At 30.7% G+C, this 17517-nt stretch carries 8 protein-coding genes and 2 tRNA genes; 2 read left to right on the top strand and 8 right to left on the bottom strand.

The window, feature by feature from the left end; all coding sequences use genetic code 4:
* Positions 1–266 precede the first annotated feature (266 nt).
* The 5 genes from ACWXVV_RS02740 to ACWXVV_RS02720 all read right to left on the bottom strand — a co-directional run bounded on the left by ACWXVV_RS02740 (position 267) and on the right by ACWXVV_RS02720 (position 14376).
* A complete protein-coding gene (locus ACWXVV_RS02740) occupies positions 267–1961 on the bottom strand; it encodes a hypothetical protein (RefSeq protein ID WP_455984754.1) in 1695 nt (564 codons plus the stop codon).
* Between the two features lie 57 nt (positions 1962–2018).
* The gene (locus tag ACWXVV_RS02735) at positions 2019–3890 is read right to left on the bottom strand and encodes a hypothetical protein (protein WP_455984753.1); all 1872 of its coding nucleotides are present in this window, start codon (positions 3888–3890) and stop codon (positions 2019–2021) included.
* Complete coding sequence (locus ACWXVV_RS02730; protein ID WP_455984752.1) at positions 3800–5305, bottom strand: hypothetical protein; 1506 nt, start codon at positions 5303–5305, stop codon at positions 3800–3802. Before ACWXVV_RS02730 ends, ACWXVV_RS02735 begins: the two co-directional genes overlap by 91 nt.
* Before the next feature lie 413 nt (positions 5306–5718).
* A complete protein-coding gene (locus ACWXVV_RS02725; RefSeq protein WP_438341745.1) occupies positions 5719–6021 on the bottom strand; it encodes a hypothetical protein in 303 nt (100 codons plus the stop codon).
* A gap of 384 nt (positions 6022–6405) precedes the next feature.
* Positions 6406–14376, bottom strand: coding sequence for a hypothetical protein (locus ACWXVV_RS02720; RefSeq protein WP_456012479.1), 7971 nt, complete (start codon positions 14374–14376; stop codon positions 6406–6408).
* A 412-nt stretch (positions 14377–14788) separates the two neighbouring features.
* Here ACWXVV_RS02720 and ACWXVV_RS02715 point away from each other — a divergent pair, with 412 nt between their 5' ends.
* Positions 14789–16162 (top strand): FAD-dependent oxidoreductase, encoded by a 1374-nt coding sequence (locus ACWXVV_RS02715; protein WP_455984694.1) that lies wholly within the window; start codon positions 14789–14791, stop codon positions 16160–16162.
* Positions 16163–16212: 50 nt separating this feature from the next.
* Here the strand turns inward: ACWXVV_RS02715 and ACWXVV_RS02710 are convergent, their stop codons facing one another.
* Entirely contained in the window at positions 16213–16929 is a 717-nt protein-coding gene (locus tag ACWXVV_RS02710; protein WP_438341742.1) for a pseudouridine synthase, read from the bottom strand.
* A 79-nt stretch (positions 16930–17008) separates the two neighbouring features.
* Between ACWXVV_RS02710 and ACWXVV_RS02705 the strand changes: the two genes are divergently transcribed.
* A tRNA-Thr gene (locus ACWXVV_RS02705) sits at positions 17009–17083 on the top strand.
* Positions 17084–17187: 104 nt separating this feature from the next.
* Here the strand turns inward: ACWXVV_RS02705 and ACWXVV_RS02700 are convergent.
* A tRNA-Trp gene (locus ACWXVV_RS02700) sits at positions 17188–17262 on the bottom strand.
* Positions 17263–17288: 26 nt separating this feature from the next.
* Positions 17289–17516 carry a phosphopantetheine-binding protein gene (locus tag ACWXVV_RS02695; protein WP_438341741.1) on the bottom strand — a complete coding sequence of 76 codons (228 nt, stop codon included), beginning with the start codon at positions 17514–17516 and terminating at the stop codon, positions 17289–17291.
* Position 17517 lies beyond the last annotated feature (1 nt).

Genomic DNA, 17517 nt, shown 5'->3' with positions numbered 1-17517 from the left:
GCATTAAAGCATACAAAAAAGTCGCGTTTGCGACTTTTTTTTATTAAAAAGATTTTAAAATGAACGTTGTCTACTAACTGTAGTGAATTTCAAATTTTGTAACTAATTAATAAATGTTAACCGAAATATTGGATGAAGTAAAAGTAAAATTCACGTCATTAAAACAAAAACACCCCAGCATTTGCTGGGATGTGTTTGAAGCCCTAAAACTCAAAGTATGCTATTGAGTTAAAGTGAGTAATTAACAAACAATAACTTACTCGCAATTAATTTAAAGTTGGAGTTTTTAGTTGATCTAATCTGTCTAAAATTGCTTGTCCTTTAGTTAAATCGTCTAGGAATTTTTCGGCATCTTTAGCTGCATAAGGTGGAATTGTATATGTTACTTTATTTGTAACATTATCTCATTGATCAGCATTAAATAATTTCTTAAATTCTGCTAATTTTACTTGGAATTCTTTATATGCTGAACCTTCCTTATCAACTATAGCTTCACCATAAGTTTGATATTGTTGTGCTTTTTGGTTCGCTCATTTAACAACTGCTTGACTTCAATAATTAGTAAATTCATAGTACATGTAGTTGTTATCTTTATTTCATTTGTATTTAGTTCATGATCTAACCAGTTTAGCATTGTCTGCTGTTGAACTTCCTGCTACTGTTGGCATTGCTGCGTTGTAAATCGCTTCAACGTTATCAATAATTCTTTGTAAATTATTTACTGTAGTTTCAGTTTTTACTAAGTATTTTCAGTATTGATTTAAAGGATCTAAAGCTGCCATTAGTGCTGTGTTATTTTCAGTTCCACTATTGATTTGATTACTTTCGTCATCAAAAACATAATCTTGCGAGCTATCAATTGTTGAAGGAGTTAATGCTTTTATTTGTTCATATAATGCTTTTAATTTTTCGTTAGCTTTAATTTTTTCAAAGACTTCATATCAAGCAAGTGAGTCGTTTCTTTCTTTATTACCAAAAGATCAGAAGGTATCAAGTTGAATGATATCAAACATTGCTTTTGGTAATTTAGCCATTAATTCATCAGTATTCGAACCGTGGTATAAGTTATGTTTTTGACCACCAATAGCATCTTCTTGGTATCTGAAGTTATATTTGTAATCATTGTATGCTTTTTTAACTAATTCAATGGCAGAAGTGATAAATTCTCCACCAGTTCATGTTCTTACGACATCACCAGGTTTAAATAAATCATAGTATTTTAGATATTCGTAGGCTTGTTTGTAATATAGACCTTCTTGTGCACTGAAGGCTTTTTCGTTATAAAAATTATTTAAAATTTCATAACCTTGTAATTGATCATCATTAATTTTGTTGTCACTTGTAGGTTGTAATGAAGCAAGTTTTGCTAAGTGTTGTTCTAGTTCAGCATTATTATGAGCATCATAAGAAGCTTGTCAGTTAGTTTTGACTTCTTGGATGATTTGTTCGTATTCATTTTTAGCAACTTGAACTTTATTTCTTTGCTCTTGGGTTAGTGATTTTGCATATTCACTATTAGTATTTGCTGAACCGTTGATTAAAGCATCAGCAAAGCCATTGTACTGATTAGAAATGTTTACAATATCTTGTTGAATTTTAGCTTTATTATTTTCTAGTTTTATTTTATTTAAAAGATCTGATTTTTGTGAATATGTTGAATTAGTATCATTAACTTGATCTTTAATTTCATTGTAAAAAGTTTCTAAAGGTTGAACATATTGTGAATCTTGATATTTTAAATCACTAATGTAGTTTGCTGTTTGATTGTAAGCACTTAATAATTGTGCTTGAATATCAACATTCTTAGCAGTAGCTTTTTCTTTAGCATCGTTTAATTCACTGTACAAGATGTTTGCTAGATTTGTAATACGCATGAAACTTTCTTGTTGCTTGTATTGTTCAAATTTGGCTTTAGCATTATCTCTTGTAGTTTCTAGATTTTGTTGAATTTCAGTATACATTCCACTTGTGTCGGAAGCTAGAAAATCGATGTATTGATTTACTTCATTTAGTCTAGTTTAATACTTATTAATTGCATCTACTAGTTGGAATTTTCTAATTGCAAGAATTAATTTTTTGGCTCCTGCTATTAATTCATCATCAAAAGCAGTTTGTGATCTAGCAAGTAGATTACTTGCCTCGTCAATTGCTGCAGTCAAGTTATTAGATTCACTGTTTGAATCTAATCTTAGTTTTGTTTCTTTTGCGTTTATGATAACACCTCTTAAGCGAACAGCATATTTAACACTGTTTAAGAATAATTGGATGTTATCAATCGATTTTTGAATGTTATCAATACTTCCATCATCTTTAACTTCATTTTTAACTAATTCATCATTAGTTGTTTGCATTTCATTCAATTTTTCGATAATTCATTTGATATCTTCAAAGTTTTCAGGTGATCTACTGTCACTTGAAGGATTTGTTACTACATATCTTAGTCCAGTTGTATCTAAAATAACAACATTTAAGGTTCTATAGTATTCAGTTAATTTGTCTAATAATTTTGCATATGAATCAAAGTCGGTTTTAATTGAATTTAATTGATCTTCTGTAGTAGCATCATTAATTCTTGTATAGAATTTATCTTTTACTGATGTTGTAAATGAAGTAATGTAACTTTCGCTTCTTTGTGCTAGTAATTCATTAATAGCATTATCTACCATTAATCTAGTTTCTAAACGAAGGGCTTCAAGTTGTGATTGTTTTTCTAAATCATCGTAATCACTTAGATATGGATCTACTTGTTCTTTTTGTACACCCGATTGAGACTGTAGGCTGTGTAATTCTTCAGTTTTTGTATCGATTTTACTTTGATAATCACTAAATGCATTAGCAAGCTTAGTTTCATCTTTATCTGTAACTTTGTTACCATTTAGCAACTCGTTAGCAATTTTTAGTGACTCAGTGATGTTATCATTAACTGCTGTAACAACTGATTTTTCTAGACTATTATCAGTCAGTGTTGGAAGTAAGTTTTGATTATTTTTAAACAAATTACTTAAATCAGAAACTGATTTAGCAACTTTAGTTTTGTTGAAAATTAAAACAAGCTTATCTTTTAAGTTGTCGAAGTTTAAATCGGGGTTTTGGTTTATTGTTTGATTAACATCATCAATTATATTTTTCAATGTCTCAAGTCGATCGTTTCCAATAGCTTGGCTGTTTTTTGCAATTCAATCTTGTGCTTCATTACTTTTATCTTGAAGTTGAGCTTTTGAAATTGAATTAACTGCTATTTTTAAAAAATTGTTAATGTTTATTTCAGTTTGATTTGCCTCATTATCCAAGATTTTTGATTGTAAAATCTTGTCTTCAATTTCTTGGATTTTAGTGTTGATTTCACTCACTAACTGTTGACGCACTTTAGCTTCTTCTAATTTGCTATTTAAAGTTTCTAAAGCTTGATTGTTTTGTGTTTGGAACTGACTCACTTCATCTTTTTTAGCATTTAAACGAATGTGATTAAAATCATTTTCTAGGGATGAAACTACATCTGACATTGCTTGTGAGTTTTTGTTATTTTCATCCAAAAGATTATCAATATTAGTTTGTGCTTGAGTTTTCTTATCAGTAATTTGAGTCTTGTATTCATCGGAAATGCTTAGATTTTGTTCTAACCAGGTATCAATTTCTATCTTTTCTTTTTCAAATTCTTGATAACTTAGTACTTTGTTGCAAGCATTTTCTAAATTGGCAGCCGCATTGGCATAAGTTTTTAATTCTTGATCTTTTAAGTTACTATTTTCTTGTAATTTTTGAGTCAAGTAATTTTTAAGCTTTTCATTGGTTAAAGTAGTTAGTAATTGCGAAACAACATTATGTTGTTGCTCGTATCACTTGTGTGCCACATCAGTCAAATTGTTCATTCTTTGTTTGATAGAATCCATATTTTGAGTCAAATTTTGCCTCTTAGATCATATTGCTTGCTATCTTGGCTAATTAAATTATCATTATCTTTAATAGCTTTAGTTAGTTCCTGGATTAAGCTCTTTAACTCATCAGTTGACTCGTTTGGCATTGCACTAACAAGGAAGTTTTTTAGTTTTTCAGCTTGCAACAGAGTTTCATAATATTGATTCTTAGACTTAATTAGTCTTCTTTGATATCAATATTCTAGCTCACTTGAAATTTTAGCTAGTGAATATGAAGAATTCTGTAAATCAGTGTTACTTGAATCTTTTGTTTGAATATTGTTATCAATTAATTCTTTAGCTTTTGGTGCTAAATCATTAGCACCTTCTTGTTGTGCTAAATACGCGTATATTTCATTCGTTTTTTTGCTTGCTAACTGATATTTATTATAGAAAAAGTCGTGCTCAACTTCGTCATTAGTTTTTTGTAATTTCTTAACTTCGTTTCAGCAACTTTCATTGTTAGTTAATTTAGGATAGATTTCATTATTTGCATTTATGGCATCTGTGATTTTATCTTTAAGATTTTCGTTCAAAACATTATTTGACTCGTCTAATTTAGTTTTTATGTCCAAAGCTCTATTTAGTTGTTCTTCATTTGCCTTATTAACTTGTAAGTATTCTTCTTTTCGTTTTTGAAGACTTGTTATTATTGCTGAAAGATTATCATTTTTTGCTTGAATGGTTTTATCATTGTCATCTGCTGCAAAAAAGTTGCTTGTTATTGTTTTTTGAATTGGATCATTTTGCAATTTCAAGTCTAAAACTAACTGACTAGCAGTTTTGAAAAGCGATTGGTTTTGTTCTTTTAAATTATTTGTTTGTGCTAATGAATAATCATCTTTTAATTGATTAAATTTTTGTTCCAATGATTGTGCATACTTCAAAATAATGTTAATATCTTTATTTTTGTATGCTTTGTTAATAGAATCCAAATCATCGGCTATTTGCTTTTTAAGTTCTTGCCAACTTTGCGGTAGTTTATTACCAAAAACTTGCTCAATATACTCTTGAATAGTTTTTACTAAGCTGTCATTTTCGTTTTTGGCATCATTAAGTTTTGAAACATCGTCCAAAATTTTTCTTAATGCTTCAAATGCATCACTTAACATCTTTTCTAAATATGCACTTTTTTCATCAACTGATTTTTGATCGTAACTTTTATATTGCTTAGAAACTTCTTCATAAATGTTACGCAACACTTCAAATCCCGGTTGATCTTTGTTTTGTTCCAAAAACGAGTCAACTTTATTAAGAATTTGTTCTAGTTTTGTGTAAACTACTTTCACTCTTCTCTTAGTATTGTTATAAATAAGGTATGCAATACTTATTGAAATTGCTATTAAACTTAAAGTGCTGACTGAAATCAGCATTTTGCTGCTTTTTCTCATTTTTTCTCCTTATACAATGCAAAAATGTAGCATTGCCATACATAAATTGTAATGCTTGTAAAAAAAAAAAAAAAAGTGTTAATGTTTATTAACAATCTTGACACAAAAAACGCTGGCATTTAGTACTCAAATACTTACTTGTTTATTTATTAGTTATTTCGGATGAATTAACTCTTTGTGCTATATAATTATTGTTATGAAAAATGAAAGTAATAAAGAAAAAAGTTTTCTAAAATACATTGTTATTGGTTCTATTTTATTAGTGGGTTCAATTATTTCTTTAATTGCAATGTTTGCACACTTAAGATAATCAATTCTTTAAGACATTCGCTAAGGCGAGTGTTTTTTTGTCAAAAAAACGCGAGTAATAAGCTCACGGTTTTTTATACTTATGTTTAGTGTTTACTTGGATTTTAGTGTTGTGACAAATTCAATCCTTCTAATGTTTTGGTTCAAGTATCGTTAACAATTTTTGCTTGTTCTTCTGTTATGCTGTTAAGTTGTGAAAAAACAGGCTCTAACTGAGATTTAAGTGTGTCTCAAATTCCAAGTGATTTGTATGCTGTTACAAGTTTGTCAAGTGTTACTCTTAATTTGTCTCTTTCAGGTGTAGCAGATTCTTTTTTGTTTCCACAAGAGATTACTGGTGCTGAAATAGCAATAACTGATGCTGAAACTAATCCCATCGCTATCAGAGTTTTTTTAACTTTTGTCATTTTTTCTCCTGATTTTAAATTTAAAAAACATGTAAATCCTCTTGTATTTGCAAAATAAAGTAACAAGAGTAGTCAAAGAAATATTAACTAAAATAAACTTCATGAAATCTGAATATAGGAAGTCAAAAAACCAACATTTATCTGATTATTTTTGAGGCATTTCCTGCTTTAAAAAGCTTCTAAATCATATATTAATTTAGAGTCATTTTTTGTTTGTTGGTGCTTTTTTCTTATTTCAAACCAATGGAGTAGTATTTTACTACATTGTTAAAAAAGTGAAGTTTAAAAGAAAAACACAATTTTTGTGCCTTTTTAGGTTAATTTTTGTTGCTTTTGTGTCAGGACAAAGAAAAAGTGCCCGACAGGCACTTTAACTAGAAATTATTATTTGTTTCTTTTGTTTTTGGCTCTAACTAGTCCTAGTGAGTAAATTGCAGCTCCTAAAACGATGAATGGTAATGTTGCTAGAGTTCAGATCATGTATTTTCTATTTTTGATTGCTTTAGCTTTGTTTTTGCTTGCTTCATCATTGAATTTATCGAATGCTTCTGCTTTAGCTTTAACATCATCTAAAGTTGCATTTGTTTCTGAATCGGCTTTTACTAATTCTTGTGAATCAGCTAAGTTTTGTTTGTATTCAGCTAAACTCTTAGCAGATAAGTGTTTTAGGTTGTCTTTGTCGATTTGTTTATTAGCAATAGTGTCTTTTAATTTACTCATTGCTTGATTTAAATCAGTAGCTTCTTTATTTAAATCATCAAATGATTTTTCACCTTGGTAAGCTTCATTTATTAATGCAGCTTTTTGACCCTTATTTAGATGGTTGAAGCTTAGTTTAGCAAATTTATCTCCCACTGTTTGACCGCTTAGCGCTTTTAGAAGATTTTCTAAGGCAACTTTGATTTGTTCTGGAGTAGCACTTGAGTTTTTGTAAACGTCTAATGCTTCATTTAGTTTTGATTCTAAGAAGTCTGAGCGATCTTCTAATTCCATTGCAATGTTAATTGTTTCAGTTAGAACATTTTTATTAACAGCATCTTGTAATTGTGATTGTGCTTTTGTAATTTCAGCACTGGTTGCGTTAATATCATTCAATACTAAACGAGCTCTGTTAATAGCAGGAGTTAAGTCCATTGATTTTGATTGAATTTCATTTGCTGAAACTACTAGAGTTTTAAGTTCTTCTTTTTGTGAAGAAATCATTGTGACAACTTCATTTGCTAAATTGTATAGATCATCAGCACTCGGAGCATTTTCAACTTTTTGTCCACTTACTTGTTTCAATGCTTTATCTAGATTTGTGTTAACCTTAGTTTCTAGTTCTTTTGCTTTTGCATCAATAGCTTCATCAATGTAAGGTTTTACTGATTGCAATAATTCTACATTGGTCATGTATGCATTATTTTCAGCTTTTGTACTTAGTTTTGCTTCTAAATCTTGCAATTCTTGTACTGTTGCCGGCATTTGTGCATCTAGATTGTGTTCTGAGTCTGAAGCATGTTTGTATTGATCTAAAACATTGTTTACTTCGTTTAAAGCAGTTTGTAAATCGTTTGATTTTTTAGCAATTGTTTGTACTTGATCAACTGCTAGTTGTAGTAGAGCAGCTTGTGCTTGATTTTCAAGTGCGCTAGTTCACTTGCTTATTGTTTCATTTGTTAGTTCATCGCTAGAATTTAGAACTAATTTGTCTCCACTGATTGAATCGATACCTTTTGAAGCGTTAAATACACTGTCAACACTTGGATTTGGAACAACAATGTTATTTTTGTAGTTGTTTCATTTGCTGATGTAGTCTAGCAAGTTAATTGCATTTTGCAATTGGTTATATGTTGTTTGATAGTCATCTGTGTAACCATTTGCATAAGCATTGAAGTCACTTTCTAGTTTAGGTAAAGCATTAGGTAGATAGTCTTCATATCCTTGCAATTGTGTTAATAATTTTGCCATTCTTGCAATATTTGTTTGTCTTTGTAAATCATTTGCTTTAGCAACGATTTCACTAGTAATTTGATTGTTTGTGATTGCTTGTTGAATATCCTGGATTGCTTGTTGTTGTTCTTGAGTAGGGTTTTCAATGTATTTCTTAGCATTATCAACAATAGTTTGTAGTTCTGAAGCTAAATTGGTTTGTTCTTCTTTTCCATCTAGAAGATTATTTAGTTTTTGTGCTTCGTAGTTGTATCAAGCAGCACTTAGAGTTTGTTCGTTATTGTAGATCGCTTCAGCTAGAGTTAATTCTTTAGCAACACTGTCTTTCTTAGCTTGTTCTTCATCATTTTTAGCGTCTACTGATAGATATAGTTTTGCTTTATTAATAGCTTTTTGTAAGTCTTCAGCAAGCATTGCTTTATCTAAATTTTTTAATGCTTCGCTAACGTGTGTTGCTTTTGTTGGAACTTCATATAGATATAGAGTGGCTAAATCAATTTGAAGTTGTAATTTAGGAGTTGGGTTAGCGATTTCATTTGCTTTAGTTACTAAATTACGTAACAATTCTTTGTCAACAACTAAATTCAAGTTGTCAGCTGCTTTATTTCAATCATTAATTACTTGCGAGCTTTGCAATACATTTTGTGCTCTTTGAATATCTCTTGCTAAATCTTTAGTAATTTGTGATTGAGCATGCTGTGCTTTTTCGATTGCGGTTTTTAGTTTGTTTTGCTGTAATTCTTGCACTAATGTTTTGTGTGCTTCTTGTAATGCTGTTGTGTTAGATTCAGCATTTTGTAATGCGTTTTGTGCTTCTGTAACAGCTTTTCTTAAGTTTGATGATTGCGCGCTTAATTGGTTTGCAACAGTGACATTGTTTGTCATTTTTGAACGTAGAATTGCTTTTTCAAGATCACTGATTTGAGTATTAACTTCTTCACTTGTTGCATCATTAGATAATTCTTTAGCACTTTGTAATTGTTTGCTTAGTTCATCAGTTTTGTTTGCTAATGGATCTGCTTCGCTGATTAAACTTTGAAGTTGTTCCATTGCCTCAGATTTTGCTTCTAGTTCTGCATTGTAAGCTGATAGTAATTCTTCAGAAGCAACTGTGTAATCATTTTGAGTAAGTGCTTTGTTTTCGTATGTTGTTTGTGCTTTTTTATTTTCAGCATCTAAAGCAGTAGCTAGTTTTGGTAAAGTAGCAACTTTTTGTAATACTAATGCCAATCTATTCGAAGCAATTGCATATTTTAATTCAGTTGTTTGGTTTTCAACTTTTGTATTGTTAGCAGCAAAATCTTGATTGTTTAGAATTGCTTCTTTTTGGCTGTTTACTAATTGTGTACTTGCATCAATTGCAGTTTGTAAAGCACCTGAGATTACTAAGATGTTGGCTTGTGAAACTGAGTTTGCTAATTCATTAACTAATAGGGCTGATTTGATTTGGTTTGCTAATGTTTGCACTTCTTCGACACTTGGTTGGTTTGGATTTGCAACATATTCATTAGCTTTGGCAATTAATGAGTTGAATAAATCAGTCAATGTTGAGTTAATTGCTTGAGATTTTAGTTCTTGGTTATAAGCATCAAGTTGAATTTGTAAATCGTTTAATTTTAGGCTTGGTGCTGCATCATTAATTGCTTCATATAAAGCACGAGTAATTAATAAATCAGAACTTGAGTTTAGGCTTTTTGCCATTGCATAGTAAGGAATTGAGTATAGTAATTCACTTGCTTTTGTTTGTCAAGTTTTTAGTTCTGAAGAAGCAGGACTAATTTTTTCAACTTGGTCTAAACTTTTGTCTAAAACATTAACTTTATTATCTTCTAGGTAGTATTTTGTATATGCAAGAGCTTTAGTTAAATCAGAAACTGAAGCATTTTCGTCATTAACAATTGCTTGTGCACGGTCTTTTAATGAAGTAGGTGTTTTGTGAATTCAAGCATTGTGTTCTTGTCCGTCTTTGATTATGTCGTTTACTTCATTTCTTAGTAGTGCTTTTTGTAAATTATTATATTGAGTTGCGATTTCTTCAATTGTAGCATCTTGTTTTGTTAACAATTGTTGAGCATTTTGTAGTTCAGTATTTAATTTATCACTCTTAGCATCCTGGCTAGCATTAACTTCATTTACTAATTTGGTTAAATCACTTGCTGAATGTTTGTAAATTAAAGTGTTGAAGTAGTTGATTGTAACAGCCTTTTTGTCTTTTAATAAGTTATTTTCTTTTAAGAAGTTTGTGTAGGCTGTTAGTAATTCTTTTGCTTTTGACAAGAAATCTTGTGTTTTGGTTGAGTCTTCTAAAACATTATTTAGGAGTTGTTTTGCTTCATTATTTAAGCTTGTTACGTTTTCAGGAAGACTATTTTCTTCTTTATCAATTGTATCTGAAAGTTGTTGTAGTTCTTGAGTAGCTAAAACTTTGAAAATGTCGTCAGTAGCTTTTTGAATTTGAGCTGCTTTTTGACTATCTTCTAACATTTCTGAATTGAATGTTGTTAGTAAGTTTTTAGCATTTTGTTTAACTTCGTCTAAGTGGTTTAGTCCATAAGCAGTTGAAGCTACTTTTAAAGCAGTTTGTAATTTAGCTTTGAGTACAGCTAATTTTACATTAGTTGTTAATTGATCATAATATTGAATTGTTTCACGCGAAGGAGCAGTGTATCTTTTTACATTTTCTAAGAATAGTTCGTATTGTTCATTGTATGCAAAGTCAATAACTGATTTTAGATCTGAATTAGCATAGTAATTTTGGTCGTTATTTTCAATTACTCAGATACTTGCTAGATTAATAGCGTTTACTAAGTTAGTTCTGCTTATTTGTAATTCAAGTGCTAGCGCTTGTTGGCTGTAGTTTTGTCCATCTTTTGCCAAAAGTGCTTGTGAAGTAGCAATTTCTTGTACTAGTAGTGGGTTTTTATTTTCTATTGCTAGTGCTTTATCTAAAGCTAGATTTAAACTGTTTTTAGCAGTTGCTGTTTGGATTTGGCTAATGATGTTGTTTAGATTTTCAACACTTTCATCAATACTATTAGCAGCTGAAGCAATAACTTGTGAAAGTTGTGAGCTTAGTCCTTTATCTAAAGTGGCTTGATTGTTAGCATTAGTAATTGCTTGTTGTAATTTAATTTTGATTACTACTTGTTCAATTGCTTGAGTTGCTTTTTCAAAGTCACTTGCTTCATAACTATTGCTGTCGTCTAACATTTTCTTAGCTTCATCTAAAACTAATTTAGCAGCTGAATTTCATTGATATTGAACATTTGCTAAGTAAGTATCTTGTAGTTGTTTATAAGCTGAAGATCTTGATAGTGCATAGTTAGTTAAAGCATTTTGTAACATTGAAGCAATTTCAGTTGCTTTCTGATTGTCAAGGTTTGTATCTTCTAAAGCTTTGTTTGCTTGTTGTAATTCATTTTGCAATGCTTTAGCTGCCAATTGATCCTGGTTAACTCTATCAATTTCATTGCTAATAATGTCTTGGTTTTCAGCTAAAACTAAGCTTGCAATAACATCGTTTGCTAAGTTTTCATCAGTGCTAGTTAAATCAGCAAGTTTGTTTTGAGCTTCTGTTACTGCTTTGTATAGATGTAGACCAAAGTGTTCTGAGTTTTGTTTGTTTGCTAATTCTAAGTATGCTTCGTTTAGTTTAATTGCTCTTTGTAAACTTTTAGCAGCATTTTGATAATCTTCGGCTGAACGGGTTGCTCTTTGTGGATTTGCTAAGTAATCAGTAGCTTTTGTGATGTTTTGTTTTAAATTGTTTGACTTGTTAACTACATCATAAGCATCTTCTAAAGCATCATATAGTGGTTGTTTTGCTTCGGCATCTGTAATTCTTGCTGTAATTACAAGAATTTCTGCTTCTGTTACAGCATCTTTTTTAGCCAATTCTCTTGCAAAGTACAATTTGCTTTCTAGATATGGGTTTGTTTTGTCATGACTTGCATGGATTAGAACATATAAAGCATTTTTAACTAGTGCACTGTCAATTTTAGCAATAGCATCTGAAACCATTTTTGGACTGATTTCACTATCAGCAACTTCGATAACTTGGCTTGCTTCATTAATAGCTTCTTTAGTTTCTGCTTGTAAATCAGCAACTTGATTTGCCTCATAAACTTTTTGTACTAAAGCATCTTTAGCAATAGCAACAAATAGACTGAAGTAAGCATTTTGATAGTCTTCAGGACTTTGATTTTCTTTGTTAGCAACTTCATTTGCTTCAGTGATTTTAGCAGTTAAAAATTCTTTAGACTTGTCACTATTAACAGTATCTTGAGCAACTGAAATTAAGTTTAATAGTCTTTGTTTTGATTTATCGACTTGTGAGTTGTATGTATTTAATGTGTTTAATGCTTCTTGACCTCAAGCTCTTCATTGACTTAGAACTCTTGTTTGCTCGTTTAGTCTTTGTTTTGCAAAACCTAATGCTTCTTCAAGAGTAGTGTTTCTAGTTTGAACTTTTTCAATTGATTCTACAGCGTATAGTAATAGGTTCTTTTCACTTAAAAGTACTAAATCCTGGTCTGCTTTTTCGATTTCTTGAACTGAATTTGAAGATGAAAGTAGTTGTTCTAGATTTGCTAATCCTTGACTTACTTGGCTTGAAATTGGATCTTGAGATAGATTAGTTTGTTTAACTACTAATTCAATATCTTGTTTTGCTCCATAAACAGCATTTGCTAGATTTAGTTGGTCAGCTTTTTGGTTAAGTTGTTCTTCAGTAGCACCTTCTTGGCTTAATGCTTCTTTTGCTTCAGTAATATTTTGTTTAAATGTTTCTAAAGCGGTAGAAAGTTTTGCTTTAACGTCACTATTTTCTTCTAAAGCATCAACTTTTTGATCTGCTAATTTTGCACTTGCTTCTGCTTTTTCAACTGCTAATTCTAAGTTGTTTTTGTTGTATGCCTGTTCGAAATTAGTTAAAACTTGGTCAACTGCACCTTCAGTTTTGTAAACATCATTTAAATTTTGAAGAGTTGCTTGAACGCTAGCTACTGATTGTGAAAGTGAAGCACTTTGATTTTCTACTTTGCTTGCTTTATCTAATGCTTGTTGTAGTTTTGTTTCATAGAATACTTTTGTTAATTCGTCAACTGCAATTTTTAAATCGCTGCCACTTACTGTTTGGCTTGCTACTTTTTCAACATAAGGTTTTAAGAATTCTTCTTTTTCGCTTGTTAGTGATCTAATATTGTCAATTTGTTTTTGTAATTCTTGTTTTAGTGAATTTAAATATGACTGTGAAAATTCAGTTGCTTCTTTAACAATTGAATTTAATGTTTCTTGATTTGCATCATATGTTAAAAGAGTGTTGGTAGCAACTTGTTGAACTTTTTGTAAGTATTCATCTTTTTTACTTTGTTCTAGATCTAAAGCATTAATGTCATTTTTAGCTTTTTGTTTGTCTCCATCCAAAGTAGCAAATGCTTTCACAACAGCGCTAGTTTTAGCTGATAATTTGTCAACTTCAGAATTTACTTGTTCGATTGATTGACTTGGATAACTACGTGCATTGAAAGTTTGATCTGCAGTTGCTAAAGAACCTAATTGACTCAATAAACCATTGAATACTGAGTACTTATCTTGAGTTGAAGAGTCACGTAATGTTTTGTATTTATCTTCACTACGAACTTTTGCATAGTCTTGATATGCTTGTTTAGCATTGTCTAAAGCAGTAATGTAAAGTTTTGTAGTTTCTAGACTTGAATTTAAAGTTTCTAAGTTTTGAGCATTTGCTAAAACTAAGTTTAAAAATCCTTTAATATCATCTGACAAGTCTGAGTTCTTAACAACTTCAAGAGCTGATTTTAAAGTGCTTAGACCATCTAAAGCTAATGATGCTGATTGATAATCGTTTTGAGCTTTTGATACAAGTTGTTGGTTTGCATCATTGTTAGAATATGAAACACTCCCTTGATTGTCAGTATTAAATTCTGGTGCTAAAGTTTGTAATGATTGCTTGATTTCACTTGTTTTTGCACTAAATGATGTTTTAGCATTTTCACTAGCAAATTTTTTGTTTAAAGCTTCTAATAATTTAACATCTGCACTACCATCAAAAATTGCACTAACTTCTGAATTGCTTTTAATGTTTGTTTGTGTAGTTGTAGCATCATCAATTTTGTTAATTAATTGTTGTGCTTCGTTTGCTAGTGAAGCATAAGCGTTAACGGCGTCAAATCATTTTTTTCCACCGTTTGTGAAATTTTCAACTTTGTCTTCACGAATTTTAGCTGCAAATGTCTCTTCTTTATCTCCTAATCCTGCATTAGGTAAATAATCAAGAACACGTTGTCTTGCCGCTTCTAAAGTTGCATTGTCTTCTGAAGTTGTTGCAGACAACATTGCTCCTGATAGGGCAATTGTTGAAATAACAGCAGAGCTACTCAATAAAACTTTTTTGCTTTTACTCATTGTTTTACTCCTAAATAAATTAATGTTTTGTAAACATAAATAAAAATGTAATTTTTAATATCTTTAATTATACATTACTTACAGCCTTTAAATGCTTCGAAATTTGACTATTTAGCCATTAAAAACAAAACAATTTCAATTTTGAAAACAATTCATTTTTTTCAGTCTTTTTAATTTTTTGTTGCACTATCAAACAGATTTAATATTTTTATAAAAGCGGTTTTTTGTGTAAAAAAACACTGAAAAAACTACTTTTTAATTTTTTATCAATATTAATCAGGACAAAGACCGCTAAAACGATGCATTAGTTGAGTCTTTTACATATAAAAAATTGATAATATCAATTTACATTTGTAATAAAATTAGGTTACAAATATGTATAAATAATTTTTAAAGAGAAAGGAAACTAACTATGAAAATTTTAGTAGTTGGAGCAAACCACGCTGGAACATCATTTTTAAGAACTTTAAAAACTGTTAATCCTGATGCTCATGTAGTTGCTTATGACCGTAACAATAACACATCATTTTTAGGATGTGGAATCGCAATCTGAGTTGGGGGAGAATTTACTGATCCTGCTGGATTATTCTACTCATCACCAGATATTCTAAGAAATGAGTACGGAGTTGATCTAAAAATCAACCATGAAGTAATTAAAATTGACCGTGCAAACAAAAAAGTAGTTGTTAAAAATGTTTTAACTGGTGAAGAGTTCGAAGATAGTTATGACAAACTAGTTTTTGCTGGAGGAACATGACCAATCGAACCTCCATTCCCAGGACGTCAATACAAAAACATTTTACTTTCAAAACTATTCCAACACGCTGAAGAAATCGTTGAAAAAGCTAACGATGAAAAAATTAAAGATGTTGTTGTTGTAGGAGCAGGATACATTGGAGTTGAATTAGTAGAAGCATTCCACCAAAAAGGTAAAAATGTAACTCTAATTGACCTACAAGACAGAGTAACACCTAACTACTTTGATAAAGAATTTACAGATGTAATGGAAAACAACATGAAAGCTTCTGGAGTTAAATTACATCTTGGTGAATCAGTTAAAGAATTCAAATCAAAAGATGGAGAACACGTTTCAAGTGTTGTTACTGACAAAGGTGAATACAAAGCTGATTTAGTAATTCTATGTATCGGATTTAAACCACGTACAGATGCTATTGACGGAGTTGAAAAATTACCAAACGGAGCAATCAAAGTTGATGAATTCCAAAGATCAATTTCAGATCAAGATATTTATGCAATCGGAGATTCAGCTGCAATGCGAAACGTTGTTCTACACAACTACGCACACACAGCACTTGCAACAAACGCAGTTAAATCAGGACTAGTTGCTGCTTTACACCTAGCAGGACTAAACGTTCCATTCCCAGGAGTTGCAGGAACAAATGCTATTAACGTATTTGATTGTCACTATGCATCAACTGGACTGACAAAACAAATGGCTCTGAAACTAGGATTTAAAGAAGACGAAGTTGCTGAATCATCATGAACAGACAACGACAGACCAGAATTTATGTCAAACTATGAAAAAGTTTCATGTAAAATCGTTTACAACCCTAAAAACTTTAAACTTTTAGGAGTTCAAATTGGTTCTTGAGGTAAAGCAATCCACACTGAAGTAATTTACATGTTTGCTTTAGCACTACAAAAAGGATTAACACTTCCAGAAATCGCTCTAACAGACGTTTACTTCTTACCACACTTCAACAAACCATTCAACTTCTTCTTAGTTCCAATGCTACACGCTTTAGGTCTAAAATACAAAAAATAGTTAACATAGCTTAAAGATAGAAAAAGTCCCACCGTTTCTCCGGTTGGGACTTATTTTTTTACTATCATTTTTTTGAGATTATTGACTTCCTGATCAGTTAGAAATCTTCATTTTCCAACTCTCAAACCTTTATCGGTTAAAGTAGCAAATTTTTGACGATGTAGTGAAGTAACTTTATTATTAACTTCTAAAAACAAGTTTTTAACGTGATGGTAACGTCCTTCTTTTAAAACTACTGAATAATCATTGTTTTGAATATGAGTTACATTTTGAAGTGAACGTTTTCCTTCAATGAAAACATCTTTTGAATTAAGAAAATTAAGTTCTGAATCAGATAAAGGTTTTTGTAAGGTAGCAATATATTCACGCTCAACTTCATTGCTCGGATGCAATAAATTATTAGTTAACTCACCATCATTAGTTAACAAAATGATTCCGGACGTATCAAAATCCAGTCTTCCTACTGGGTAAATATATTCTTTAAGATTGACAATGTCTTTAACTGTTTTTCGGTTTTGCGGATCGCTAACGGAAGTAATAACGTATTTAGGTTTATTCAGTAAAACATAAACTCTTTTTTTATCAATTACTAGCTTTTTATTTTTGTAGAAAACTGCATCATATTTTGTTACTCTGTCACCTAATTTTGCCACATTGCCATTGATTTTAAACATTCCTCTTTGAATTTCTTCTTCGGCTTTTCTTCTTGACATCAACCCTGATGCTGAAATAAATTTCTGTAACTTTTCACTTTGATTATTTTGCATAGCTCCTCTTTAGATAATAATTATAGTTAAAAACTAATTTTTTTAGACTTTTCAAGTATAATTAATTTATTAATTAGTTGCCGTCATAGCTCAGGGGCAGAGCACTTCCATGGTAAGGAAGGGGTCGCTGGTTCAAATCCAGTTGACGGCACCATTTCAAGAAATTGTCCGAGGTAGCCAGAGCTACTTTTTTTGTGCTTTTTTGGATAAAAAACAAACAAAAAACCGGCTTTTAGCCGATTCTAAATCTATCAATAATGGCAGGGGTAGCAAGACTCGAACTCACAACACACAGGGTTGAAGCCTGTTGTTCTACCATTGAACTATACCCCTAAATAAGCATGCTAAGATATTATACATTATTTAGCTTGCTTTTTATTAATTAAATCAATGATGTCCGATACTTTTTTGATTGATAAAAGCTCTTCATCACTTATAGAAATGTTTAATTTTTCTTCCAATTCAGTGACCGCTTGCACTAAATCTAGTGAATCTATACCTAAACTTTTAATTTCAGAATCACGTGAAATAGGTTTGCGGGTCATGGTTTTTAGTTCTTCAATAACAGTGTTTTCAATGTTTTTCATG

This window comes from Mycoplasma sp. 3392 (assembly GCF_053851755.1).
This window is presented reverse-complemented; position numbering and strand designations above follow the sequence as displayed.